The sequence below is a fragment of the Rhodoferax ferrireducens T118 genome, from assembly GCF_000013605.1.
GTDB lineage: Bacteria > Pseudomonadota > Gammaproteobacteria > Burkholderiales > Burkholderiaceae_C > Rhodoferax > Rhodoferax ferrireducens.
On the sequence record NC_007908.1, the window covers coordinates 2,457,483 to 2,480,801 of the forward strand.

Sequence of the window (23,319 nt, forward strand, 5' to 3'; positions counted from 1 at the left end):
GCCTGATTCCATGTCACCTGAAGCGCCCGCAGGCCCGGCGCCCGCAACCCTGCCCGCGCACCCTGCGCAGTTGCTCAGCGACGTGGCGGGTTTGCCGCCCCTGCCGGGCGTGTACCGCTATTTCGACTTTGATGGCGCTGTGCTCTACGTGGGCAAGGCCATCAATTTGAAAAAGCGGGTGTCGAGCTATTTTCAGAAAAATCACGGCGGCACGCGTATCGGCCACATGGTGAGCAAGATCGTGCGGCTGGAAACGACGGTGGTGCGCTCGGAGGCCGAGGCGCTGCTGCTGGAAAACAACCTGATCAAGACGCTCAACCCCAAGTACAACATTTTGTTTCGGGATGACAAGAGTTATCCGTACTTGAAGATGACAGGCGCGAGTTCTTCTTCGAATCCGGGCACCAGCTTTCCACGGGTGTCCTACTACCGGGGCGCGGTGGAGAAAAAGCATCAGTATTTCGGACCTTATCCGAGCGCCTGGGCGGTCAAGGAAGCGATTTTGCTGATGCAGAAGGTGTTTCATCTGCGCACCTGTGAAGACCCGGTATTCAACAACCGCACGCGCCCGTGTCTGCTGTACCAGATCAAACGTTGTTCAGCACCTTGCGTCGGCCACATTTCTGCCGCGGACTATGCGCAGGACGTCGCCAACGCCGAGCGTTTTTTGCGTGGCGATGCGCGTCAAGTCATGGAGGCGCTGGAGGCTCGCATGATGGCGCATGCTGAAAAGCTGGAGTTCGAGCAGGCGGCCGAACTGCGCAATCAGGTGGCGGCGCTGTCCAACGTGCTGCATCAACAGTCGGTGGACAACGTGGCGGATCGCGATGTGGACATCCTGGCGGTGAAGGTGCAGGGTGGCCGTGCGTGCGTCAATCTGGCGATGGTGCGCGGCGGGCGCCATCTCGGGGATCGGCCGTATTTTCCGGCGCACGTGGAAGACGCAACCGAGATTTACAACGCCGGAGGTTTTGAAGAAGCGGTGGAGGACAGCACGACAGCGCCCCCTGTACCCAGTGTTGAAACCCAGGTGCTGGAAGCCTTTGTGGCACAGCATTATCTGAACGTGCCCGTGCCCCCGACACTGATTGTCAGTGCGCCGGTGAACAAACAACTGCTCGAAGCGCTCGCTATCCAGTCCGGCGTCAAGGTCACGGCGGTGCACCAACCGCGCGAGCAGCGCCGTGTCTGGCTGGAAATGGCGCAAACCAATGCCGGGCTGCAGTTGGCCCGCCTGCTCTCCGAGGAAGGCTCGCAACAGGCGCGCACCCGGGCGTTGGCCGAGGCGCTGGATCTGGCGCTGGACGATCTGGACGCGCTGCGGGTCGAGTGTTTTGATATATCCCATACGGCAGGTGAGGCCACCCAAGCCTCTTGTGTGGTGTTTGCGCACCACAAAATGCAGAACGCCGAGTACCGACGTTACAACATCAACGACATCACACCAGGCGACGATTACGCGGCCATGCGCCAGGTGTTGCTGCGTCGCTATGGCAAGCTGGCCGAGACCTTGCGCGAGGCGCAACAGACCGGTCAAATGCCTGCGGGCACCGGCCGACTGCCGGACTTGGTCCTGGTGGACGGCGGCAGAGGCCAGGTCAGCATGGCGCGCGAGGTATTTGAGCAATTGGGCCTGGACTTGTCGCTGATCGTCGGCGTTGAGAAAGGCGAGGGGCGCAAGGTCGGGCTGGAAGAACTGGTGTTTGCCGATGGCCGCGAGAAAGTCTACCTGGGCAAAGACTCGGCCGCGCTGATGCTGGTGGCGCAGATTCGCGACGAGGCGCATCGTTTTGCCATTACCGGCATGCGTGCCAAACGCGCCAAGGTGCGGGTGGATGGCGGCAAGCTCGAAGAAATCCCAGGCATTGGCCCCAAGCGCCGATCCAAATTGTTGCAGCGCTTTGGTGGTGTGCGTGGCGTGGCGCTGGCGGGGGCGGAGGATATTGCGACGGTGGCGGGAATCTCGCGCGAGTTGGCGGAAGAAATTTACCGCGCCCTGCACTGATTGGGCGGCATGACCCGTCATTTGGCGTGCCGCGCCGTGCCACAATGACAGCATGTTTTTTAACATTCCAACCATCATGACCTGGGCGCGCATTGTCGCGATCCCCTTGATCGTCGGCGTGTTTTATTTACCCATCGAGCCCGCCAGCCGCAATTTGATGGCCACGGTCATGTTTGTGGTGTTCGCAGCCACCGATTGGCTTGACGGTTATCTGGCGCGCAAGCTCAACATGGTCTCGTCCTTTGGCGCGTTTCTGGACCCGGTCGCCGACAAATTTCTGGTCTGTGCCTGCGTGCTGGTGCTCGTGCATCTGGGGCGTGCCGACGTGTTTGTTGCGCTCATCATCATTGGCCGAGAAATTGCCATTTCCGCCCTGCGTGAGTGGATGGCGCAAATTGGCGCCGCCAAAAGCGTGGCTGTGCACATGATTGGCAAGCTCAAAACCGTGGTGCAAATGGTGGCGATCCCGTTTTTGTTGTTTGACGGCCAACTGCTGGGGCTCATTGACACCCATGTGTGGGGCGTCTGGCTGATCTGGATTGCGGCGGTGATGACGGTCTGGTCCATGGTGTATTACCTGCAGAAAGCCTTGCCTGAAATTCGGGCAAGGGCCAGGTGACCGCAGGTGAGGGCACACGATGATCGGGCCTTGATCCGGGCCATGCCGGCGGTGTTTGTGCTGATTTGGAGCACCGGCTTTATCGTGGCCCGCTATGGCATGCCACACGCCCCGCCGCTGAAATTTCTGGTCGTTCGCTACGCGCTGTCGATTGCGTGTTTTTTGCCGTGGATCGTGCTGGCGCGGGTCAAGTGGCCAAGCCACCGTGCGCAGTGGACGCATCTGGCGGTTACCGGTATCTTCATGCATGCGGGTTACCTGGGTGGTGTCTGGGCCGCGGTGAAGCTCGGCATGGGCTCGGGGTTGTCGTCGCTGATCGTGGGTTTGCAGCCCGTGCTGACGGCCCTTTGGCTGGCCGCCATGGGAGGAAAAATTGCCGCGCGGCAGTGGGCTGGGCTGGTACTGGGTTTTGTCGGGCTGGTGCTGGTGGTATCGCGCAAGTTTGGGCAAGGCGGCGAGGCCGATTGGGTGAATATGTCCCTGGCAATTGGTGCCCTGTTGAGCATCACCACCGGGACGCTGTATCAAAAGCGCTTTGTGACATCCTGTGATGTGCGTACCGCCAACACGGTTCAACTGGGTGCTGCCCTGCTGGTGACGCTGCCGCTGGCGCTGCTGGAGGTCGAGGTGATGCACTGGAATGTTGAACTCGTGGGCGCCGTGGCCTGGTCGGTGATTGCGCTGACGCTGGGCGGCAGTTCCTTGCTGTATTTGTTGATTCAGCGTGGCGCAGCGGCCTCGGTCACCAGCCTGATGTATCTGGTGCCACCGGTGACGGCGCTGATTGCGTGGATGCTGTTTGGTGAGTCAATCACGGTCCTCACAGTGATTGGAACTCTGCTGACGGCCTTTGGGGTTGCTTTGGTGGTGCGTCAGCCTCGGCTTGTGGTGCCTGTCGGACCTGACTGATGGGTTCATTTTTTTAACGCTTGTTCAGAGAGGTTTCATTGATGAGTCAAAAAAGAATCGCCGTCATCGCGGGTGACGGTATTGGCCAGGAAGTCATGCCCGAAGGGGTGCGTGTGCTGGAGGCGGTGGCGCGCAAATTTGACATTGACCTGCGGTTTGACCATTTTGATTTTTCCAGCTGGGATTATTTCGAGAAGCACGGCCAGATGCTGCCTGACAACTGGAAAGATCAAATTGGGGAGCACGACGCGATCTACTTCGGCGCGGTTGGCCGGCCCGACAAAATTGCCGATCATGTCTCGCTATGGGGTTCCCTGTTGCTCTTTCGACGCGAGTTCGATCAGTATGTGAACCTTCGTCCGGTACGCCTGATGCCGGGCATCATTGCGCCGGTGGTGCGGCGTGATGGCAGCCGACGCGAGCCGGGTGAAATCGACATGCTGATCGTGCGCGAAAATACCGAGGGTGAATACTCCAGTGTGGGTGGGCGCATGTACGCGGGCACTGAACGCGAAATCGTGCTGCAGGAAACCGTGATGTCGCGCGTTGGCGTCGATCGGGTGTTGAAGTTTGCGTTTGAATTGGCCCAGTCGCGGCCCAAAAAGCATTTGACCAGCGCCACCAAATCCAACGGCATTGCGATCACGATGCCGTATTGGGATGAGCGTGTGGTAGAAATGGCAAAGGCTTATCCTGAAGTGAAAGTGGACAAATTTCACATCGATATCTTGTGCGCCCACTTTGTGCAGCGGCCCGATTTTTTTGATGTGGTGGTGGCCAGCAATCTGTTTGGCGACATCCTGAGTGATCTGGGGCCGGCGTGCACTGGCACGATTGGCATTGCCCCCAGTGCCAATTTGAACCCCGAAAGGAAATTCCCGTCGCTGTTTGAACCGGTCCACGGCTCGGCGCCCGACATTGCCGGCAAAGGCATCGCCAACCCCATTGGTCAGATTTGGAGCGGCGCCTTGATGCTGGACTTTCTAGGACACAGGGATGCGCATAATGCAGTGATGAAAGCAATAGAAAAAGTGCTTGATCCTGCGAGCGGGGCGCCACGTACGCAGGATTTGGGTGGGACGGCAAGCACGAAGGATGTCGGGTTGGCCATCGTGGATGCGCTCTAGTCCACGTGGAATTTGGACGATGTGTCTTTTATCGGCCAATCGGAAATATCTACGCGTAATGAACCTGTAATGAAGCCGGCGAGCACTAAAAAACCGACTAGAATTCTCACTCGCACTGCTGCAAAGCTATCGTTTGTGTTGTCAGATCGGAGTCTTTGGCTCTTGGTACCTGTGGCATGACAAGTGCAAATTTTTTTAAAGAGACAATTCGATTAACTCTGCTTCCATACCAAGGGTTCTTTGTGAATAAAACCGAACTAATTGAGCACATTGCACTGAATGCTGACATTTCCAAGGCAGCGGCTACCCGCGCGCTGGAGTCGGCCATTGGCGCAGTCAAAATCACTCTGAAAAAAGGCGGCTCTGTGTCGCTGGTGGGTTTTGGTACCTTTGCCGTTGGCAAACGTGCTGCGCGTGTGGGGCGTAACCCACGTACTGGCGACGCAATCAAAATCAAAGCGGCGAAAGTGCCAAAATTCCGTCCAGGTAAAGCGTTGAAAGATGCCCTGAACTGATCGCCGGTTTAAGTCGGGTGCTTAGCTCAGTTGGTAGAGCGTCTGCCTTACACGCAGAATGTCGGCGGTTCGAGCCCGTCAGCACCCACCACCCACCCAGATAAAGGCGAGCAGCATGTTCGCCTTTTTTGTTTATATTATTGGAGAATTCGCGCATGTTTGATTTTGTTCGCAAACATACGAAGATCATGATGGCGGTGATGTTCTTGCTGATCATCCCTTCGTTTGTGCTTTTTGGCATTGATGGCTACAACCGGTCTCGCGATGCGGGTAGCGTTGTGGCCCGCGTTGGCAGCCATGACATCACGCAGGGCGAATGGGATGCGGTGCACAAGTCAGAAGCAGATCGCCTGCGTGCCTCCATGCCCAATCTGGATGCGAAACTGCTGGATTCACCGCAAGCCCGTTATGCCACGCTGGAGCGACTGGTGCGTGATCGCGTGCTGGCCCAAGCTGCAGACAAATTCAAACTGACAACCAGCGACGCCCGCCTCGCGCGCAACTTGCACGAGAATCCGTCCATCGCTGCCCTGCGCCAGCCTGATGGCAAGCTGGACATGGACCGCTATCGTCAACTGGTTGGCAGCCAGGGCCTGACACCCGAGGGGTTTGAAGCCCGTGTTCGGCAAGACCTGTCTGTTCGGCAGGTGGAAGCGGGTGTGGGAGAGACAGGTTTTGCGGCAGCTAGCGTCGCCGACGTGGCATTGAATGCTTTTTTTGAAAAACGTGAGGTTCAGATTGCCAGTTTCACCGCTGCTGATTTCGCTTCAAAGGTCAGCCCGACGGATGCCGAACTGAATGCGTTTTACAAGGCCAATCAGGCTCTGTTCCAGTCTCCCGAACATGCCAGTATCGAGTATGTGGTATTGGATATGGATTCGGTCAAGAAAAGTATCGTGATCAGCGAGGCTGATATGAAGTCTTATTACGAACAAAATGCAGAGCGACTTAGTGGCAAGGAAGAGCGGCGTGCCAGTCACATCCTGATCACTGCCGCCAAGGATGCACCTGCAGCCGACCGCCAGAAAGCCAAAGCGCGTGCTGATGAATTGCTGAAAACAGTTCGCCAATCGCCCGACAGTTTTGCCGATGTGGCAAAAAAGAACTCACAAGATACCGGCTCCGCCGCCAATGGGGGCGATCTTGACTTTTTTACCCGTGGCGCCATGGTCAAACCATTTGAAGACGCAGTTTTCGCCATGAAAAAGGGTGATATCAGTGAGGTGGTGGAGTCTGATTTCGGTTATCACATCATCAAGCTTACCGATATCAAAAAACCGGTTCAGCGCAGCTTTGAAGAGTTGCGCGCGGGTATCGAGGCCGATCTGAAGACGCAGCAAGCCCAAGCCAGGTTTGCGGAGACTGCCGAGGCCTTTACCAACGGTGTTTATGAGCAGTCTGACAGCCTCAAGCCGGTCGCAGACAAGCTCAAGCTGGAAATCAAGACGGCCACCAATGTCTTGCGTCAGCCGGCTGCGGGTACAACCGGCGCGTTAAGCAATGCAAAATTCTTGGCTGCAATTTTCAACACTGATTCGATTGAAAAAAAGCGCAATACCGAAGCGATGGAAACAGCACCCAACCAATTGACAGCAGGCCGCGTTACGCAATACACCCCGGCCCGGACCCTGCCGTTTGCCGATGTAAGTCGTGTTGTGCATGAACGTGTTGTTGCCGACAAAGCTGCCGAACTGGCCAAGAAAGAAGGCCAGGAAAAATTGCTGGCCTGGAAGGCTTCGCCAGCCGCTGCCGTCATGCCGGCGCCGATAGTGGTATCGCGTGATCAGGCCCAAAACGTTCCACCGCAGGTCTTGACGGCGGCGTTGCGTGCCGATACAGCCGCCTTACCGGCCTTTGTTGGTGTTGATCTGGGTGCCAAGGGCTATAGCGTGGTTCGAGTCAATAAGATAGTGCCGCGGCAGGCGCCGGCTGAAGCAGCCGCCAAACAGGACCGTGCGCAATATGCCCAATGGTGGAGCGGCGCCGAAACGCAAGCTTACTCCGATCTTCTCAAAGAACGATTCAAGGCTCAGATCTTGACTTCACGCCCGGCGCTAACCACAACAGAATTGCGCTGAGGGATCAGAAATAGACGACAGTGGTTATATAATAAAAACTGTGGTGGCTGTAGCTCAGTTGGTAGAGTCCAGGATTGTGATTCCTGTTGTCGTGGGTTCGAGCCCCATCAGCCACCCCAAGTAAATAAATGAAAGCCTGCTATTTAGAACATAGCAGGCTTTTCTATTTTGGTTTTCTGCAAACCGCATGCGGTCTGCTGCTCACTGTGTTGATTCTCCTACGGCTTGTTTTCAGTTCGCCACCCAGCCCATTGCTCTTGCCAGCACGAGCAATGCAACCAACAAGCTGAACCATGCAAAGGCTTGCTGCAAACTTTTGGCGTTGAGCATCTTCGAAATCTGCTGCCCTGCCAACAAAGCCAGAACGGCGCCGCAGGCAAACGGTAGCGCCACATCCCAGCGCAAGGGACCGTGCATCGCCGCTGCGCAAACCCCGCTCAAAGAGACCAGTGCAATCACAGCCAGTGAAGTCAGCTGAATGCTGCGTATGTCCAAATCGGTGTAGCGCGTCAGCGCCGGAACGATGACAAAGCCGCCGCCTACGCCGAGCAATCCGCTCAGTAGTCCGGCGATCAGGCCGGTGCCCGTCAACGCACGGGCGCAGGGGAGCGTCCAGGTCAGACGTTGATCCGTGCGACTTACACGGCAGAGTGCCGCAGCCGCCAGTGGAATTGACAGTTTGGAACGTCTGAGCATGCGCCAGGCGGTGTAAATCAGCACCAGGGCAAAAGCGCCTAAGAGAGGACGGTTCGGAAGCCGTTGTGCCAGAAACACGCCCAACGGCGCCATCAGCATGCCAGCAATGCCAATCAGTGCTGCCGCCCGGTAGCGCACGATGCCCTGGCGCAAGCCCAGCGCAGCCCCTAAGACAGCGGCCAGGCCAACCGCCACCAAACCTACGGGCGCCGCTTGTTGCACCGGCAGATGCAGACCCAACACCAGGAGAGGTATGGCCATGACGCCACCGCCCGCGCCAGTGAGCGCCATCACCAGTCCGATGACTGCGCCCAGCGCAACCGCGAGTGTCGTAAGGTCCATATCTAGGCGTTCATAGGGTGTTGGCGAGAGGTGTGGCCCGACTTCGGGCCGTAGTCCAGCACGCTGTCAATGATGGCCGCACGCCGGGTGACGGGGTCGGACACCACGTGTGTGACGGTGAAGGTCTCGGGATCAAAGAAGGATTGGATACAGGGTTCTTGCATGGCGTGTACCTGACCGGGAAGGTTAGCAGAAATGAACCAAACGGCTCTATGTGCGCCGTGCCTGGCGCATCATCGGTGACTCCAGTGCCGACGAATTTCTCGCTCGCCTGACACCAACAAAGCAAGGAAATTGAATATGCTGACACTGAATCTGGGTTCCCTCCCTGTGCCGATAGCCCTGTTGCTGCTGGCAGTCGCTCTGCTTGTTGCCGCGGGAGTGGGCCGCTTGGTGGGGCGCGACCAGCAAATTGGCATTGGCAATGTCCTGGGCGACATGTTGTGGGCCGCACTGCTGGTCGCACGCATCGCATTCGTTGCGGCCTGGTTTGATCTGTACCGGAAGGCGCCGTGGTCGATGCTCGACATCCGCGACGGCGGCTTCACCCTCTGGGCCGGCTTGCTGGCGGCATTAGGGGTGGCAATCTGGCGCGGCTGGCGCCGTCCGGCACTGCGCAAACCGCTGATCTGGGGGGTAGCGGCGGGGGTGTTGGCCTGGGGCGGGATGTTTGGCGCCATTCAGACGATGAACAATGCGGCCCTGCCTCAGGTAGCGTTGACAACACTCGCGGGCGATTCGGCAGACCTCGCTGCGTTGGCGGCGGGCAAACCCATGGTCGTCAATTTGTGGGCCACCTGGTGTCCCCCCTGCCGGCGGGAAATGCCGGTGCTCGCCGCCGCGCAGAAACAGGAAACCGGGGTGAGCTTTGTCTTTGTCAACCAGGGCGAGGAGGGGTCGACGGCCCAGCGCTACCTCAATAGTGAGAAATTGGACCTCGCCAATGTCCTGCTCGATCCTGGCGCCCGTCTGGGTCGCGAAGTCGGCTCAGGGTCGTTGCCAACCACTCTTTTCTACGACACCAACGGACGGCTGGTCGATACCCATCTGGGTCAGTTGTCGGCCGCCTCGCTGGCCAGTAAGTTAAGCAAAATTCGTACGCCCCAAAAACCTTGAACCCCTGAGTACATCGAATGCTCGATGGGCTAACCCGAAGCAGCGTCATTCCCCAAGCCAAGGCCACCAGCGATCATCAAATATCCGCCAGCAAAGGGTAGGGCGGTGGCGACAGCAGCAGCAACGGGCCCTCGGGTCGAATGGCATGCACGCCACCGGCCGCAAAGGCGGTGATCTGCATCGACACAATGGCATCACAGCCACCGGTGGGCGCGGCCGCCGCTTGCACCACCATGCCGCAGGGCTGGCTGGCGTCATCCGGCGCAAACAGCTCGTCGCCCGCGTTGAGCGCTGACTCTGAATGCGCCAGATAAGCGCGGCGCTTGAGGGTGCCCCTGAACTGGCTGCGCGCCACCACTTCCTGCCCCGGATAGCAGCCTTTTTTGAAGCTGACACCGCCGACCGACTCGTAATTGAGCATTTGCGGCACAAAGGCTTCCACCACCGTCTGGGTAATGGTGGCAATGCCGCCGCGCACTTCACTCCAGGCCCATTGTTCTGCCGTCATCACGGCGGCCGTTGGGGCCGGCGCGCCCACTGGTGCAACCCATAAGGCGCGCGCAGTACCGTCGGCGGGATACAGATTGACCAAAGATATGGGACCAAAATCGGTCTTGGCCCAGGCGCTACCTTCGTAGCCCGCTATGGTTTCAATAGTGTTTTGCAAGGCAGTGCCGGCCAGCCCATAGACAGCAAAGTCGGCTGTCGCATCGCTCAATTTGGCTTTGGCCCGCAGCACAAACATCGACATCCGCTTCAGTGTGGCGGCCAGAATGTCACGGCTGCACACCAGCAGGATGTCGGTCGGGCTGCGCTTGAAGCCGATGAAGCTGGCTTGCATCCGCCCCTTGGCGGAGCAAAAAGCGGCCAGTCGCGCTTCAGACAGGCCGAGCAGTGAAAAATCCTGCGTCAGCTGACCATGCAAAAATTTGGCGGCGTCCTCGCCCTCGACCCGGATCACGCCCAGGTGGGTCAGCTTTGCGGCGCCATTGAGTTGAATATTCATGGGTGAATTATCATCCGCACTCAATTCGCTGGAGGGCTGTAAGGCTGTGCGTCGTCTATTTATGTTTTTAGTTATCGTCGCGGCCCTCGGTGGCGGCGGTGCACTGTGGTGGCTGAACCAAGGTTTGGCCACGAGCGCCAATACGGTGGACCTGGCCATAGAGCCTGGCACCTTACCCCGTGATGTGGCACAGGCAGTGGTCGATGCCGGCGTCCAGGTTAATCCGCTGCTGCTGTATGGCTGGTTTCGCTTCTCTGGCGAGGCCCGCCAGATCAAGGCCGGCAGCTATGAAATTGAACGCGGTGTGACGCCGCGCAGATTGTTGCGCAAGCTGGTGCGCGGTGACGAAGCCTTGCGGGCCGTGACTCTGGTGGAAGGCTGGACCTTTGTCCAAGTCCGCGCAGCACTCTTAAAAGCAGAGCAGCTTAAGCCCACTACACGGGGGCTGGAGCCTGATTTGATCATGAAGTCGCTGGGTCGGCCGGGCCTCCACCCGGAAGGCCGATTCTTCCCCGACACCTACACTTATGCCAAAGGCAGCAGCGATTTGGCGCTACTCAAGCGCGCGCTGCGGGCCATGGACAAACGACTCGATGCCGCCTGGGCGCAGCGGGCACCGGATACACCGTTGACAACCCCCGAGCAGGCGCTGACTCTGGCCAGCATCATCGAGAAAGAAACCGGCCGCCCCAGTGATCGCCCGATGATTGCGGCCGTGTTTAGCAACCGTTTGCGCATCGGCATGATGTTGCAGACCGACCCCACGGTGATTTACGGTTTGGGCAACAGGTTTGACGGCAACTTGCGCCGCAGTGACTTGCAGACCGATACACCGTGGAATACCTATACCCGCACCGGTTTGCCACCGACCCCGATTGCCATGCCGGGCAAGTCGGCCCTGCTGGCTGCGGTGCAACCGGCGCCGTCCAAAGCTCTGTATTTTGTGGCACGCGGCGACGGCAGCAGCGAGTTCAGCGCTGACCTTGAAGCGCACAATCGTGCGGTTAACAAATACCAGCGCGGGCAGCAATAAGACATGACAACAGAGGGAATTTTCATCAGTTTCGAAGGCATTGATGGCGCGGGCAAGTCCACGCACATTGACGCCCTGGCGCAGGCGTTCCGGGCCCAGGGCCGGGCGGTGACGCTGACACGTGAGCCCGGCGGCACGCCCTTGGCCGAAAAGCTCCGTGTGCTGGTGTTGAACGACGCCATGGATGCCATGACCGAGGCCCTGCTGGTGTTTGCCGCCCGGCGCGATCATCTGCAACAACTGATTGAGCCGGCGCTGGCCCGCGGTGATGTCGTGTTATGCGACCGCTTTACCGATGCGACCTTTGCTTACCAAGGTGCCGGGCGCGGTTTTGATTTAAAAATACTCTCATTTTTAGAGCGCACTGTGCAGTCAATACAAGGGCTAGAGCCTGATTTCATCAGAAACCCGGATTTGACGGTGTGGTTTGATTTGGCCGCTGCCATTGCGGCGCAGCGTTTGGCAGGTGCACGCAGCCCGGACAAATTTGAGGCCCAACCGGTCGAATTTTTCCGGCGTGTGTCTGATGGCTACCTGAATCGCATGACGGCTTGCCCCAGCCGCTTTGCCCGCATTGAGGCCAACCAGACGCGCGAGGCGGTCTGGCAAGACGTGTTGCACGCGGTTCAAGCCAGAGGCTGGCTGACATGAGCACCACCACAGTGGCGCCATGGATTGCCGCGCAAACTCAAACGCTGCTGGCGCAAAACGGCCACGCCTGGTTATTGCTGGGCCCCTCCGGACTCGGCCAGTACCGCCTGGCACTGGCTCTGGTGTGCGCCTGGTTGTGTGAACAGCCGACAGAGCAGGGCGCTTGTGGCGTTTGCGGCAGTTGCCACGCGATCGAGGTGCGCACCCATGCTGACTTGTGCGTGTTGATGCCTGAGACCGTGGCACTGGAACTGGGCTGGCCCTTGAGCGAAAAAGCGCAAGGCGAGATTGATGCCAAAACACGCAAGCCGAGCAAGGAAATCCGGGTCGACGCCATGCGCGACGCGGTGGAGTTTTCGCAGCGCACCAGCGCCCGCGGTCGGGGCAAGGCGGTGCTGGTGTTTCCGGCCGAACGCATGAACCACGTGACTGCCAATGCGCTGCTCAAGACCCTGGAAGAGCCACCGGGCGACGTGAAGTTTGTGTTGGCCAGCGATGCCGCCCACCAGTTGCTGCCCACGATTCGCAGTCGCTGCCTGGCGCACACCATGGTTTGGCCTGCGCTTGATACCTCGCTGGCGTGGTTGCAGCAGCAAGGCCTGGACGGGCGCCAAGCGGCTGTGATGCTGCGCGCCTGCGGTGGCCGACCGGACGACGCCCTGTTGTTGGCACAAGCTGGCCCCTCCGGGCCGACGCCCGCCAGCTGGGTCAAGCTGCCCAACGCGATGGCGCGCGGTGACGTGGGCGGACTCAAGGACTGGACCCCAACGCAAGCCGTCGATGCCTTGCAGAAGCTCTGTCATGACCTGCTGGCCGTCAAAACTGGTGCCACGCCCCGGTTTTTTGATGCCCTTGACTTGCCCGCCGGCAGTTCCCTGGCCACCTTGACGGCTTGGGGCAAGGCGCTGGCAGCTGCCGTGCGCACGGTGGAGCACCCGTTTAACAGCGGTTTGATGCTGGAAGCATTGGTGAGTCAGGCGCAAAATGCCATCAATGCAAAGAACTAGCGAAAGCCCATGAGTAACTCAACGCCAGTCACCCCACGACCGAGTGTCATTCAGTTGGCCATCAAGGAAAAGTCGGCGCTCTACGCGGCCTATATCCCTTTGTTTACCGAGGGTGGCATCTTTATTCCGACAGCGCGCGAGTATGAGTTGGGCGACGATGTTTATGTGTTGCTGTCGCTGCCGGAGGATCCGCAGCGTTACCCGATTGCGGGCAAAGTGGCTTGGGTGACGCCGCCCAGGGCGGCCAACAACCGTACGCAGGGGGTTGGCATTTTGTTTCCCAAGGACGAAAAATCGCGCTTACTCAAGCTCAAAATTGAAGAAATTCTGGGTGGCCATCTGGCCTCTGATCGGCCCACCCAAACGATTTGAACTGCCGCTTTGCGCCACAACACAGCGTTGGGAACGGCTTTTCGGCACTGCCGGTCTGACAAACCGCCCGTTGCCTTTGATTGATACCTATGTTTACCGATTCCCACTGCCATCTCAATTTTCCTGAACTCCTCTCCCAACTGCCGGCCATCCGGCAAGCCATGAGCGAGGCCCGGGTGGATCGCGCTTTGTGCATCAGCACCACGCTGGAGGAGTTTGGCACTGTGCATGCGCTGGCCACCCAATATGACAATTTTTGGGCCACGGTTGGTGTCCATCCCGACAGTGAAGACGTCCAGGAACCCAGCCTGCAGGATCTGCTCAGCCGCGGCCAGTTGCCGCGCGTGGTCGGGGTCGGTGAAACCGGGCTTGACTATTACCGTCTGGGCGGGCGCAGCGTGGCCGACATGGCGTGGCAACGCGAGCGCTTTCGCACCCACATCCACGCCGCCCGGCAGTTGGCCAAACCACTGGTGATTCATACCCGAAGCGCATCCGACGACACCCTGGGCATACTTCGAGAAGAAGGTGAAAACGGCACTTTGGGCAGCGCCGGGGGTGTCTTTCATTGTTTTACCGAAACGCTTGACGTGGCGCGGGCGGCGCTGGACTTGGGTTTCTACATTTCTTTTTCCGGCATCCTGACTTTCAAAAACGCCCAGGACCTGCGCGATGTCGCCGCCTTTGTGCCGTCGGACCGTCTGCTGATCGAAACCGACAGTCCCTATCTGGCGCCAGTGCCTTACCGTGGCAAAACCAACAATCCGTCGCTGGTGCCGTTTGTGGCGGCGCAGTTGGCTGAGACCCGACACCGCCCGGTGGAACACATCGCGGAGATCACCAGTCGCAATTTCGAGACGCTGTTCAAAGGGGTTTTGTTGTGAATCCCGGGCAAGGAGTAAGTTGATGTTTAACTTTAAATATATTTTTTATCTTATTGTTTTATATAGTTATTCTTTCTGTCATGCAGGTTCATATGACGATTTTTTCACGGCCATCAAACACAACGATACCCACACGGTCATTGGTCTGTTAAACCGGGGCTTTGATGCCAATACGCTCAATCCTGCGGGTGAACATGGTTTGCTGCTGGCCATACGGGAACCATCACTCGAGGTGGCGACGGTCCTGATCAACTGGCCTAAAACCAAGGTCGAGACGCGCAACCGCCAGGACGAAAGTCCGCTCATGCTGGCGGCCATCAACGGCTTGACGGAGATCTGCCAGCAGCTCATCAGCAAGGGTGCGGACGTCAACAAGCCAGGCTGGACGCCGCTGCATTACGCGGCCACCCATGGGCATCTGGCGGTGATGAACCTGCTGTTGGAAAACTATGCCTATATTGATGCAGTTTCACCCAACGGCAGCACGCCGCTGATGATGGCAGCCAGCTATGGCACGCCGATGGCCGTCAAGCTGCTGCTAGAAGCCGGCGCAGACCCCATGCTCAGGAATGACCTGGGGCTGTCCGCGATTGACTTTGCCCAGCGCGCCAACCGTGCGGAGTCCGCCGAGATTATTTCCGCCTTTGTGCGGGCTCGCCAGCCGAAAGAAAAATGGTAGCTTGGTCTGAATCGTACTTGATACGATGTATATTATGTTAAGTTACATTGCTACGGTTAGACTGTCAGCTTTGCCACTCACCATCCGGCGAAGTAAAAGTGTCACACTAATTGAAGTAAATGTGTCACATCAACCGTTTTGCGGCCTTCTTGGCTTAACCGACTTTGGATTTCACCCTTTTCTTGGGCTTCACGATTGCCTGTTCCCTTTGGGTTGCCTCGGTCAGTAATAGACTCATCTTGTCCAACGCCTCACCGTTAGAGATCCGCTGATCATCCATTAGTCTTCGAAGTTCATTGGCACGTTCATGTGTTATCAGCAAGGCTTGGTGTTCAGACCGCAGCTCAATTTCCGCATCCCGCAATCTCTGAGCTAGGATTTGCGTGTCCTCTTGAATCTTCTTGGCGACGGCGTCCGCACATTGCTCCGCTTCGTTCAACTTCGACTTCAGCCGTTTGGCTTCTTGCCTCTCCCTGTCAAGCTCTGTCATCAGTCGGCGCTCTGTGCTGGTAGCGTGCTCTTGTAGCCGCCGTCGCTCGTCGGCATGGCGGTTGGCTTCTTCCTCGTTGCGGCGTTGGTCCAACATACGCTGTCTGTCCGAGTCCGACAATTTGAGCTGCAGCGCGTCCACTTCGCCATCGCGGCGAATCGACATGACATGTACCTGTTCCAAGCGTGACGTCAGATCGACGATCTGGCCACGAGCAACTTGCAATGCTTCGTCTATGGCACCTTGTCGTTCCTTGAGTAGTTGCTCTCGGCTCGCTAAGTCTGCATCCCGAAACTCCAGGGAAGCACGTTCGCGTGCTAATGCTTGCTGTGCCAGTATGAGACCTTGCTCGGCGACTTCCTGTGCTGAACGAAGAGCGCTGTCCCATAGTTTGACCACTGCCTGGTGCACGGGCGCCGGTAACTCAGCCCCAGTCGAGTCCTTCTTGCCGTCGCTCACGCCCAGGCGTGGGCCCAAGGTTGCAAACCAGGACTCCAGCATCGGGCTGACGGTGTTGGGCGAGCCGCGACCGATCTTTTGCCGCACTCGCTCAATGGTCGGCCGCAGGCCCTCCGCGATCAGCGCATCGGCTGCGGTCCACACATCCTCCTGCTGCACACCCCTCGTACTTTTCGATTGCATCGCCCTGCTCCACTGGTTATATTTACCAACGATAAGAGATTGTTATCGTGACCTATAATGAAAACGCGTAATACATCATACATACTATGTATGAAATTAGTTGATTATCCACCTTGACCCGAACATGCGCCTGCCCGTCCTGCAAAAAGTCCCTGCCCTGCAGCCCGCAGAACTCAGCGAGCTCACTCAGCATGCCGTCGAGGACCTGCTGCGCGAAGGCGAGTCACAAAACACCCTGGCCAGCTACCGTAGCGCTTTGCGCTACTGGGCGGCCTGGTATGGGATTCGATACGGCCGTCAGATTGACTTACCGGTGCCGACCGCTTGCGTGCTGCAGTTCATCGTCGACCATGCTCAGCGCACTACCGACAAAGGACTCGTGTCGGAACTGCCGGCCGAGATTGACCAGGCCTTGGTCCAGGCCGGCTACAAAGGCAAGCCCGGCGCTTTGGCGCACAACACGCTGGTGCACCGGATCGCGGTGTTGTCCAAGGCCCACCAGATGCGCGAGTTCAAGAATCCCTGCCACGACCCCAAGGTGCGCGAGCTGCTGTCACGCACCCGCAAGGCCTACGCCAAGCGCGGCGCCCTGCCCCAGAAAAAGGATGCGCTGACGAAAGATCCGCTGCAGGCGATCCTGGCCACCTGCGACGACTCGCTGCGCGGCAAGCGCGACCGTGCCCTGCTCCTCTTTGCCTGGTCCAGTGGCGGGCGCAGACGTTCCGAAGTGGCGGGCGCGGACATGCAGTTTTTGAAACGGGTGGGGCCGACCGCCTTCATCTTCACCCTCGCCCACTCCAAGACCAATCAGGCTGGAACAGACCAGCCGGAAAATGGCAAGCCGGTACTGGGCGCTGCGGGGACGGCACTTAACGATTGGCTCCAGGCCGGTCCAATCACATCAGGCGCGATTTTTAGGAGAATTCGCAAGGGCGGGCATCTCGGTGACGCCCTCTCCCCCGCTGCCGTGCGCACCATCGTCAAGGACCGCTGTGCGTTGGCGGGAATTGAAGGGGATTTTTCTGCGCATTCGTTGCGATCAGGCTTTGTGACGGAGGCCGGCCGCCAGAACGTGCCACTGGCGGAAACGATGGCGATGACGGGGCATCACAGTTTGGCGACGGTGTTGGGGTATTTCCGATCTGAGAGCGCTTTGTCGAGTGCAGCCGCCCGGCTATACGAATAAATGGCTTGCCCAAATGCGTCAGAAAAAGGTTAGCTCGACTACTGCTTCGAATTTGAGCCCGGCAAGTGCATATGCTGGGCATCACTGCCATTATTCCGGTCAACCAAGCGGGTCTACAGAAATTCAAATTGCCCGCCCGATACCTGACATTGGCGCCGGTAGGCCAACTGTCAGCTGTATGGCCGCGATTTCAACCAAAAGGGGTATCCGGACTCGACCAGGAGCGGAAGAGATCTTTCATTCTCAGATGCAGTCCTTGATCAAACAAAATTCTCCACAGCGGCCGTTCACCAGACAATCTCGAGTTTTCGCTATGGCTGTCTCTTGAGCCGGACAGTCAACCAGCCGCACGTTGGTCACCCGCCGGGATGACGACGGGTTTGAAGGTGCGCATGAACTGTGTCATCTCCGCGCCCGGTATCGGCCTGCTGACCATATACCCCTGCATGATGTCGCAGCGCAGAGTGCGCAAATGGCGTGCCTGGTCAGCAGTCTCTACGCCTTCGCCAATGATCTCCAGACCCAGGCTGTGCCCCAAAGCGATGACCGCCTTGACGATGGCGGCATTGTTGCTGTTGGTGGTCATGTCGCGCACAAAGGCAATGTCAATTTTGAGCTTGTCGACTTCCAACTGCTGGAGGTATGCCAGAGACGAATAACCTGTGCCGAAGTCGTCAATCGATAGTTGTACGCCCAGGGCTTTCAGACTGGCCAGTGTCTCCAATGACCTTTCACGGTCCAGCATGACGCTGCTCTCCGTGATTTCGAGCTCCAGCATGCCCGGTGCAATGCCGGTTTCTTGCAGGGCATCCTTCACCGACTCAACCAGTTTGCCGCGGCTTAACTGAACGGCAGACACGTTCACCGCCACCTGGCGCAGTGGCAAGCCCAACCCTGCCCATTGCTTGATCTGCCGACAGGCAGTGCGCAAAACCCAGTCGCCCAGCGTGACCACGTAGCCACTTTCTTCTGCCAAAGGTATGAATTCGTTGGGTGGAATCAGGCCGCGCTCGGCATGCTGCCAGCGCACCAACGCTTCCACGCCCACTATTTCGCCGCTGATCAGGTCCACTTGCGGCTGGTAGTAAAGCCGAAGTTCGTCACGTTCGACCGATTGGCGTAGTGCGGCTTCTAGCGTCAGCCGCGCTTTGGAGCGGCCCATCATCTCCATGGAGAAGAACCGCAACATGCCTCGACCGCGCGACTTGGCCTGGTGCAGCGCCGCCGCCGCATTGCTTTGCAGCGTCTCGACGTCGCGTCCATCGGACGGGTACATGGAAATGCCGATGCTTGCACCCACATAGACGCTGCTGTCATTGAGATTGAACGGGATTCCCAAGGCATCAATCATGCGCTGCGCAACCAGATCAATCGGCGGCGCATTTTCGCCCTGGTTCAAGATGATGTTGAACTCATCCCCGCTGATGCGGGCAACGGCATCCAGGTCTGGCAGCAGCGTGCGCAGGCGTTTGCTGGCCTCAATCAGCAGTTGGTCACCCTGGCTGTGACCGAGGCTCTGGTTAACGCTATTGAAGTTGTCCAAATTGACAATCAACAGCGCGAACTGTGACTGGTCACGCTCAGCACGCTGCAAAGTGCGGCCCAAAAACTCACGAAACAGAACCCGGTTCGGCAAGCCTGTGAGCGGATCGCGGTTGATGTAGAAATCCAGTCGTTGCTCGGTCTCGTGGCGTTTGGAAATGTCGCGATGCGAGCCGCGTTGGCCAAGTGAACGCCCCGATGTGTCCAGCACCCTGTTGGAGACGTGTTCGATCCAGCGTTCGCCGCCGTCTTTTGCCTTGATGCGAAAAATCAGCGGTTCTGACACGGTACCCGCAGCGGCCGGACCGTATTTATTCCAGGCAGACAGGTCATCCGGATGGATGATGGTGTCCATCAATTCAGCATTGTCGAAAAAGTCTTGCGGAGCGTAACCGGACTCGTGCACACAAGCGGGCGACACATACAGGTAGCTGCCATCGGGTGCCATCCAGTATTCCCAGTTGGGTGAGTAGTCGGCCAGGATGCGGTACTTTTCTTCGCTTTTGTTTAGCAGGGCGGTGCGCTGTGCCACCAGTTGCTCCAGCGAGAAGCGCAGCCGGGCCAGTTCTAGATGGGTGCGCACACGGGCGCGTACTTCATCAATGTCGAATGGCTTGCTAATAAAGTCGGCCGCGCCCAGGTCAAACCCTTTGACCTTTTGATCAGTTGCATCCACCACGGTAACAAAGATCACCGGAATGCCATTGCCTGCGGCGCTGGCTTTGATGCGTTGGCACACTTCGTAGCCATCCATGCCGGGCATCACAATGTCCAGCAGCACCAGGTCGGGTGGTGTCGGACCCTGCACCAATTCAAGGGCCTTGGGCCCTGAGTTGGCCACCATGATGCGGTATTCCTCCTTGAGGGCATCCAGCAATTCGTGGATGTTTTCCGGCACATCGTCCACCACCAGGAGCGACGCCTGGCGCTCTTGCTGGTGGGCTATGTCAAAAGTGACCGGTTGTCTGCGATGGCGCTGCAATTCAAGCTGGATGCGCACCCGCAAATGCAGCAAGTCCGGGTTGACCGGTTTGGTGATGTAGTCGGCCACGCCCAGGGTCAGGCCACGCGCCTCGTCGGCAGCATCGGCCAAAGCGGTAACAAAGATCACCGGAATGTCGGCGGTTTTCGGATCGGCTTTCAGGTGTGCCAGAACGGAATACCCGTCCATGCCGGGCATTTTGATGTCCAGCAAAATCAGATCGGGCTGGGGCACGCGCCGCGCCAGTTCAAGGGCTTTCTCACCCGTGTTGGCCGCCAGGATGGCATAGTCATCGCGCAGGATGTTCATTAGTGCGTGCAGGTTCTCGTTGACATCGTCAACAATGAGAATGCAGGTGCGGGTGCTTGGGTTCATATTGAAAAGACTCAGGTGGTGATCTTCATGCGGTTTTGCAATTGTTTGAGCAGCAACTGCGCAGCGTCAAGCTCAAACAGTTCCACTTTGCCGGCAATCACCGCAATGTCCGCCTGCAGCGGTGTGCCGCTGACACCTCTGAACAATTGGCCCAGTATCTTTTCGGCGCTGCCCAAATCGTAGCTCAGGGCCTGCTTGAGCCCTTCCAGGTGCCCACGCAGTTGGTTTCCATCCAGCAACGTGGCCGATGCTTCGGGGGGCTTGGTGCTGGCACCCAGTCTGTCAATGTCCTGAAGCACCTGCTGCAGCAAGACTTGCATGGCCTCCAGTTCTGCGTTGGCGGGTGTATGGTCTTTTTTGATCTGCGCATCAATCAGGGCTACTTGCAGGTACAGGGCCTGCGCCCCGATGTTGCCGGTGACACCTTTGAGTAGATGGCAATAATCCCCAGCCTGGTGAGCGTCTTGCGTTGCGATCAAGTGCCTCAACTTGTCAACCGCATCGGCATAGTGCTCCCTGAAACGACGCAACTGCCGGCGGTAGGCATCTGCCTTTCCACCAATGCGCCGCACGCCTTCAACGGCGTCCAGACTGGACAGTCCCAGCAGGTCCTGCGGCAGGTCTGGATGGGAGATGGCGGGCTTGGGCGCGCTGGTTCTGTCTGCTGGCAAATGAATCCATTTTGCCAACGTCGCCATCAGGTGCTCCGGGTCCACTGGCTTGCTGATGTGGTCGTTCATACCAGCCTCGCGGCTCTTTTGCGCATCCTGAGGCATTGCCAGCGCCGTCATGGCAATGATGGGAAGGCTGGCAAAACGTGCGCCTTCAGGCGTATTGGCCAAGGCGCGAATGCGGCGCGTTGCTTGCAGCCCATCCATCACCGGCATTTGCAGGTCCATCAGCACGGCATCCAGGTCGTGCTGCTGCACCTTATCGAGCGCCTCCTGGCCGTTGACGGCTTCGATGATCTCGATACCTTCGCCGCGCAGCAGTTCAGTGGCGAATTCCCGATTGATGTCGTTGTCTTCCACCAGCAACAGGCACGCACCGGAAAGTGAGCTGTTGCCTCGCGTATCTGCAGACGCTGGTTGTTTGTTGCCCCCAGCCAGAATGCGCCCGCGCCCAAGAACGGACAAGACGGTGTCCAGCAAGGTGGAAGGCGATACCGGCTTGGTCAGGAAACCGTCCACCCGTGCCTGTTCAGCCAGCTTGATGACGTCTTCGTGACCATAGGCGCTCACCATCACGACTTTGGGTTGGTGTGCAATGCCTGGTTCTGCGCGGATGCGCCGGGTGACTTCGTCGCCGTTCATGCCGGGCATGCGCCAGTCCATCAGCACCAGATCAAAGGGGTGGGCCGCTGCATTCTTCAAAATAGTCAGCGCGGCAGGCCCGCTATTGGCCGTGCTGGCATCCACATGAAAGTAGCGCAACGTTTGAGCCATGATTTCGCACGAAGCTTCGTTGTCATCCACCACCAGCATGCGCAGGCCTTTGAGCAGCGGCCCCGTCTGCTCTATCAATTCAAGTTGACGCGCCCGGCTGTGTTCGGATAGTTGAAGTTGCACGGTAAAACAAATGGTGGTGCCTTTGCCAGGTTGGGAGTCTTCAATCCAGATGCGTCCCCCCATCAGTTCGACCAGGCTTTTGCTGATGACCAAGCCCAGCCCGGTACCACCAAAGCGGCGGGTGGTGGACTGGTCAGCCTGGGTGAATTTTTTGAACAGCGTGTTTTGGACTTCTCGGGCAATGCCAATGCCGCTGTCGCGCACATAGACTTGCAGCGTTAGTCCGACCTCGGTCTGCGATGTGCTGAGGAAACCCAGCTCGACCTGGCCCTGCTCTGTGAATTTGACCGCGTTGCCACACACATTGAGCAGCACTTGCCCCAGTCGCAAGGGGTCGCCGATCAGGAACGGTGGAATCGATCCGTCGTAACGGATGAGAAATTCGATGCCTTTTTGTTCAGCCTGGTAGCCGATGGCATCGGTGAGCTGGCCCAGCACCGCGTCCAGTCCAAACTCGACGCTTTCAATGTCAATCTTGCCGGCTTCAATTTTGGAAATATCCAAGATGTCGTTGATGGTGCCCAACAAGGAATGCGCCGCCCCCTGCGCCTTGGCCAGGTAGTTGTGCTGGGTCGGCGACAAATCGGTTTTGAGTAGCAGGTAAAGCATGCCCAGCACTGCGTTCATGGGGGTGCGGATTTCATGGCTCATATTGGCCAGGAATTCTGATTTGGCGCTGGTGGCCTCTTCTGCAGCGTCTTTTGCCTGCTGGAGTTCTTGCGTGCGGACAGTGACGATGGCTTCCAGGTTTTGGTTGAGTTCGGCCAGATCCTGCATCGAGTCGGAAAGCTGCATGCGGCTTTCGTTGAAGGCTTTGACGAGTTCGCCCAGTTCGTCCTGGTAGGGGTAGCTGATGGGTTCAACCAGCAGGTTGCGGCGCTGGAATCGCCAGTTCCTGACAGCCCTGGCAACTTGCGTGACGGCGTCAGACAGGCGAAAGCGGATCGCCCACGAAAAAATAAGCCACAGCGCGGTGGTGACCACCAGTGAGTTGACCAGGGTCACCATGACACTGTATTTGGAGCGCGTCCAGACCACGTCGCGGCTGGAGTACATCTTGAGGCTCCCAATCAACTGGGTATCCCCGCGCGCAGAGGTGTAGTTAAGCGGTACGGAGGTCTGATTGAATGCGCTTGCCGGCGAATGGGTAGCCTCACCATCGCCCTCTGGCAGCTCTCCATCGATAGCAGAGAGGTCCCCTGTGATCGCGGTAATTTGAACGCCCGTGACGATGGCATTTTGTCGAATCCCCCGCGCTAGCGAGCGCAGTCCCTGGCCATCGAGCTCCCATACCGCAACCGCTGCACTGGGGGCAATCGTCTGCCCTAACGTTGCCAAATCACTTTGAATGTCGCGGTTGACGCTGATGAGCTGAATGGCGAGCTGTGCAACGGCCATGCACAGCGCCACCAGCAAATACCATGGGAATATCGCAAAGAGCAACCTTCTGGTCAGCGTTTGGGTGGGCGTCATTGGGTCAATCGTGTGAGAGGGT

20 protein-coding genes and 2 tRNA genes are annotated in these 23,319 nt (G+C 58.2%); 16 read left to right on the forward strand and 6 right to left on the reverse strand.

Going from position 1 to position 23,319, the window contains the following annotated elements; genetic code table 11:
* Positions 1–10: 10 nt before the first annotated feature.
* From uvrC to RFER_RS11365, 8 genes are all read left to right on the forward strand, one after another.
* A complete protein-coding gene (gene uvrC, locus RFER_RS11330) occupies positions 11–2,005 on the forward strand; it encodes an excinuclease ABC subunit UvrC (RefSeq protein ID WP_049765744.1) in 1,995 nt (664 codons plus the stop codon).
* Between the two features lie 52 nt (positions 2,006–2,057).
* The gene (gene pgsA, locus RFER_RS11335) at positions 2,058–2,624 is read left to right on the forward strand and encodes a CDP-diacylglycerol--glycerol-3-phosphate 3-phosphatidyltransferase (protein WP_011464535.1); all 567 of its coding nucleotides are present in this window, start codon (positions 2,058–2,060) and stop codon (positions 2,622–2,624) included.
* 42 nt (positions 2,625–2,666) lie between these two features.
* The gene (locus tag RFER_RS11340; protein ID WP_049765649.1) at positions 2,667–3,533 is read left to right on the forward strand and encodes a DMT family transporter; all 867 of its coding nucleotides are present in this window, start codon (positions 2,667–2,669) and stop codon (positions 3,531–3,533) included.
* 41 nt (positions 3,534–3,574) lie between these two features.
* Entirely contained in the window at positions 3,575–4,660 is a 1,086-nt protein-coding gene (locus tag RFER_RS11345; RefSeq protein WP_011464537.1) for a tartrate dehydrogenase, read from the forward strand.
* A gap of 242 nt (positions 4,661–4,902) precedes the next feature.
* The gene (locus tag RFER_RS11350) at positions 4,903–5,175 is read left to right on the forward strand and encodes an HU family DNA-binding protein (RefSeq protein ID WP_041790593.1); all 273 of its coding nucleotides are present in this window, start codon (positions 4,903–4,905) and stop codon (positions 5,173–5,175) included.
* A 15-nt stretch (positions 5,176–5,190) separates the two neighbouring features.
* Positions 5,191–5,266, forward strand: a tRNA-Val gene (locus RFER_RS11355).
* 64 nt (positions 5,267–5,330) lie between these two features.
* Positions 5,331–7,253 carry a peptidylprolyl isomerase gene (locus RFER_RS11360; RefSeq protein ID WP_011464539.1) on the forward strand — a complete coding sequence of 641 codons (1,923 nt, stop codon included), beginning with the start codon at positions 5,331–5,333 and terminating at the stop codon, positions 7,251–7,253.
* A gap of 43 nt (positions 7,254–7,296) precedes the next feature.
* A tRNA-His gene (locus RFER_RS11365) sits at positions 7,297–7,372 on the forward strand.
* Between the two features lie 112 nt (positions 7,373–7,484).
* Here RFER_RS11365 and RFER_RS11370 read toward each other — a convergent pair.
* Positions 7,485–8,291, reverse strand: a complete 807-nt coding sequence (locus tag RFER_RS11370) for a sulfite exporter TauE/SafE family protein (protein WP_011464540.1) — start codon at positions 8,289–8,291, stop codon at positions 7,485–7,487.
* Positions 8,292–8,293: 2 nt separating this feature from the next.
* Positions 8,294–8,455 carry a hypothetical protein gene (locus tag RFER_RS24110; protein ID WP_011464541.1) on the reverse strand — a complete coding sequence of 54 codons (162 nt, stop codon included), beginning with the start codon at positions 8,453–8,455 and terminating at the stop codon, positions 8,294–8,296.
* Positions 8,456–8,591: 136 nt separating this feature from the next.
* On the opposite strand from RFER_RS24110, the gene RFER_RS11375 reads away from it, so the two are divergent.
* Positions 8,592–9,407 carry a TlpA disulfide reductase family protein gene (locus RFER_RS11375; RefSeq protein WP_011464542.1) on the forward strand — a complete coding sequence of 272 codons (816 nt, stop codon included), beginning with the start codon at positions 8,592–8,594 and terminating at the stop codon, positions 9,405–9,407.
* Between the two features lie 76 nt (positions 9,408–9,483).
* On the opposite strand, the gene RFER_RS11380 is transcribed toward RFER_RS11375, so the two are convergent.
* Positions 9,484–10,413: a YgfZ/GcvT domain-containing protein gene (locus RFER_RS11380; protein WP_041790596.1), complete on the reverse strand. Its 930-nt coding sequence runs from the start codon at positions 10,411–10,413 to the stop codon at positions 9,484–9,486.
* A gap of 46 nt (positions 10,414–10,459) precedes the next feature.
* Here RFER_RS11380 and mltG point away from each other — a divergent pair, with 46 nt between their 5' ends.
* From mltG to RFER_RS11410, 6 genes are all read left to right on the forward strand, one after another.
* Positions 10,460–11,446: an endolytic transglycosylase MltG gene (gene mltG, locus RFER_RS11385; protein WP_041792036.1), complete on the forward strand. Its 987-nt coding sequence runs from the start codon at positions 10,460–10,462 to the stop codon at positions 11,444–11,446.
* A gap of 3 nt (positions 11,447–11,449) precedes the next feature.
* A complete protein-coding gene (gene tmk, locus RFER_RS11390; protein WP_011464545.1) occupies positions 11,450–12,097 on the forward strand; it encodes a dTMP kinase in 648 nt (215 codons plus the stop codon).
* On the forward strand, positions 12,094–13,104 hold the full coding sequence (locus RFER_RS11395; protein WP_011464546.1) for a DNA polymerase III subunit delta': 1,011 nt from the start codon (positions 12,094–12,096) through the stop codon (positions 13,102–13,104). The genes tmk and RFER_RS11395 overlap by 4 nt, the downstream gene beginning before the upstream one ends.
* Positions 13,105–13,113: 9 nt before the next feature.
* On the forward strand, positions 13,114–13,476 hold the full coding sequence (locus tag RFER_RS11400) for a PilZ domain-containing protein (RefSeq protein WP_011464547.1): 363 nt from the start codon (positions 13,114–13,116) through the stop codon (positions 13,474–13,476).
* An 89-nt stretch (positions 13,477–13,565) separates the two neighbouring features.
* Positions 13,566–14,360: a TatD family hydrolase gene (locus tag RFER_RS11405; protein WP_011464548.1), complete on the forward strand. Its 795-nt coding sequence runs from the start codon at positions 13,566–13,568 to the stop codon at positions 14,358–14,360.
* A 22-nt stretch (positions 14,361–14,382) separates the two neighbouring features.
* Complete coding sequence (locus RFER_RS11410) at positions 14,383–15,039, forward strand: ankyrin repeat domain-containing protein (protein ID WP_011464549.1); 657 nt, start codon at positions 14,383–14,385, stop codon at positions 15,037–15,039.
* Between the two features lie 154 nt (positions 15,040–15,193).
* On the opposite strand, the gene RFER_RS11415 is transcribed toward RFER_RS11410, so the two are convergent.
* On the reverse strand, positions 15,194–16,171 hold the full coding sequence (locus RFER_RS11415; RefSeq protein ID WP_011464550.1) for a DNA-binding protein: 978 nt from the start codon (positions 16,169–16,171) through the stop codon (positions 15,194–15,196).
* 124 nt (positions 16,172–16,295) lie between these two features.
* Between RFER_RS11415 and RFER_RS11420 the strand changes: the two genes are divergently transcribed.
* A complete protein-coding gene (locus tag RFER_RS11420; RefSeq protein ID WP_011464551.1) occupies positions 16,296–17,357 on the forward strand; it encodes a site-specific integrase in 1,062 nt (353 codons plus the stop codon).
* A gap of 337 nt (positions 17,358–17,694) precedes the next feature.
* On the opposite strand, the gene RFER_RS11425 is transcribed toward RFER_RS11420, so the two are convergent.
* Both RFER_RS11425 and RFER_RS11430 read right to left on the reverse strand, forming a co-directional pair.
* Complete coding sequence (locus RFER_RS11425) at positions 17,695–20,256, reverse strand: EAL domain-containing protein (protein ID WP_011464552.1); 2,562 nt, start codon at positions 20,254–20,256, stop codon at positions 17,695–17,697.
* Positions 20,257–20,267: 11 nt separating this feature from the next.
* Positions 20,268–23,297, reverse strand: a complete 3,030-nt coding sequence (locus RFER_RS11430; protein ID WP_011464553.1) for a hybrid sensor histidine kinase/response regulator — start codon at positions 23,295–23,297, stop codon at positions 20,268–20,270.
* Positions 23,298–23,319: the final 22 nt, after the last annotated feature.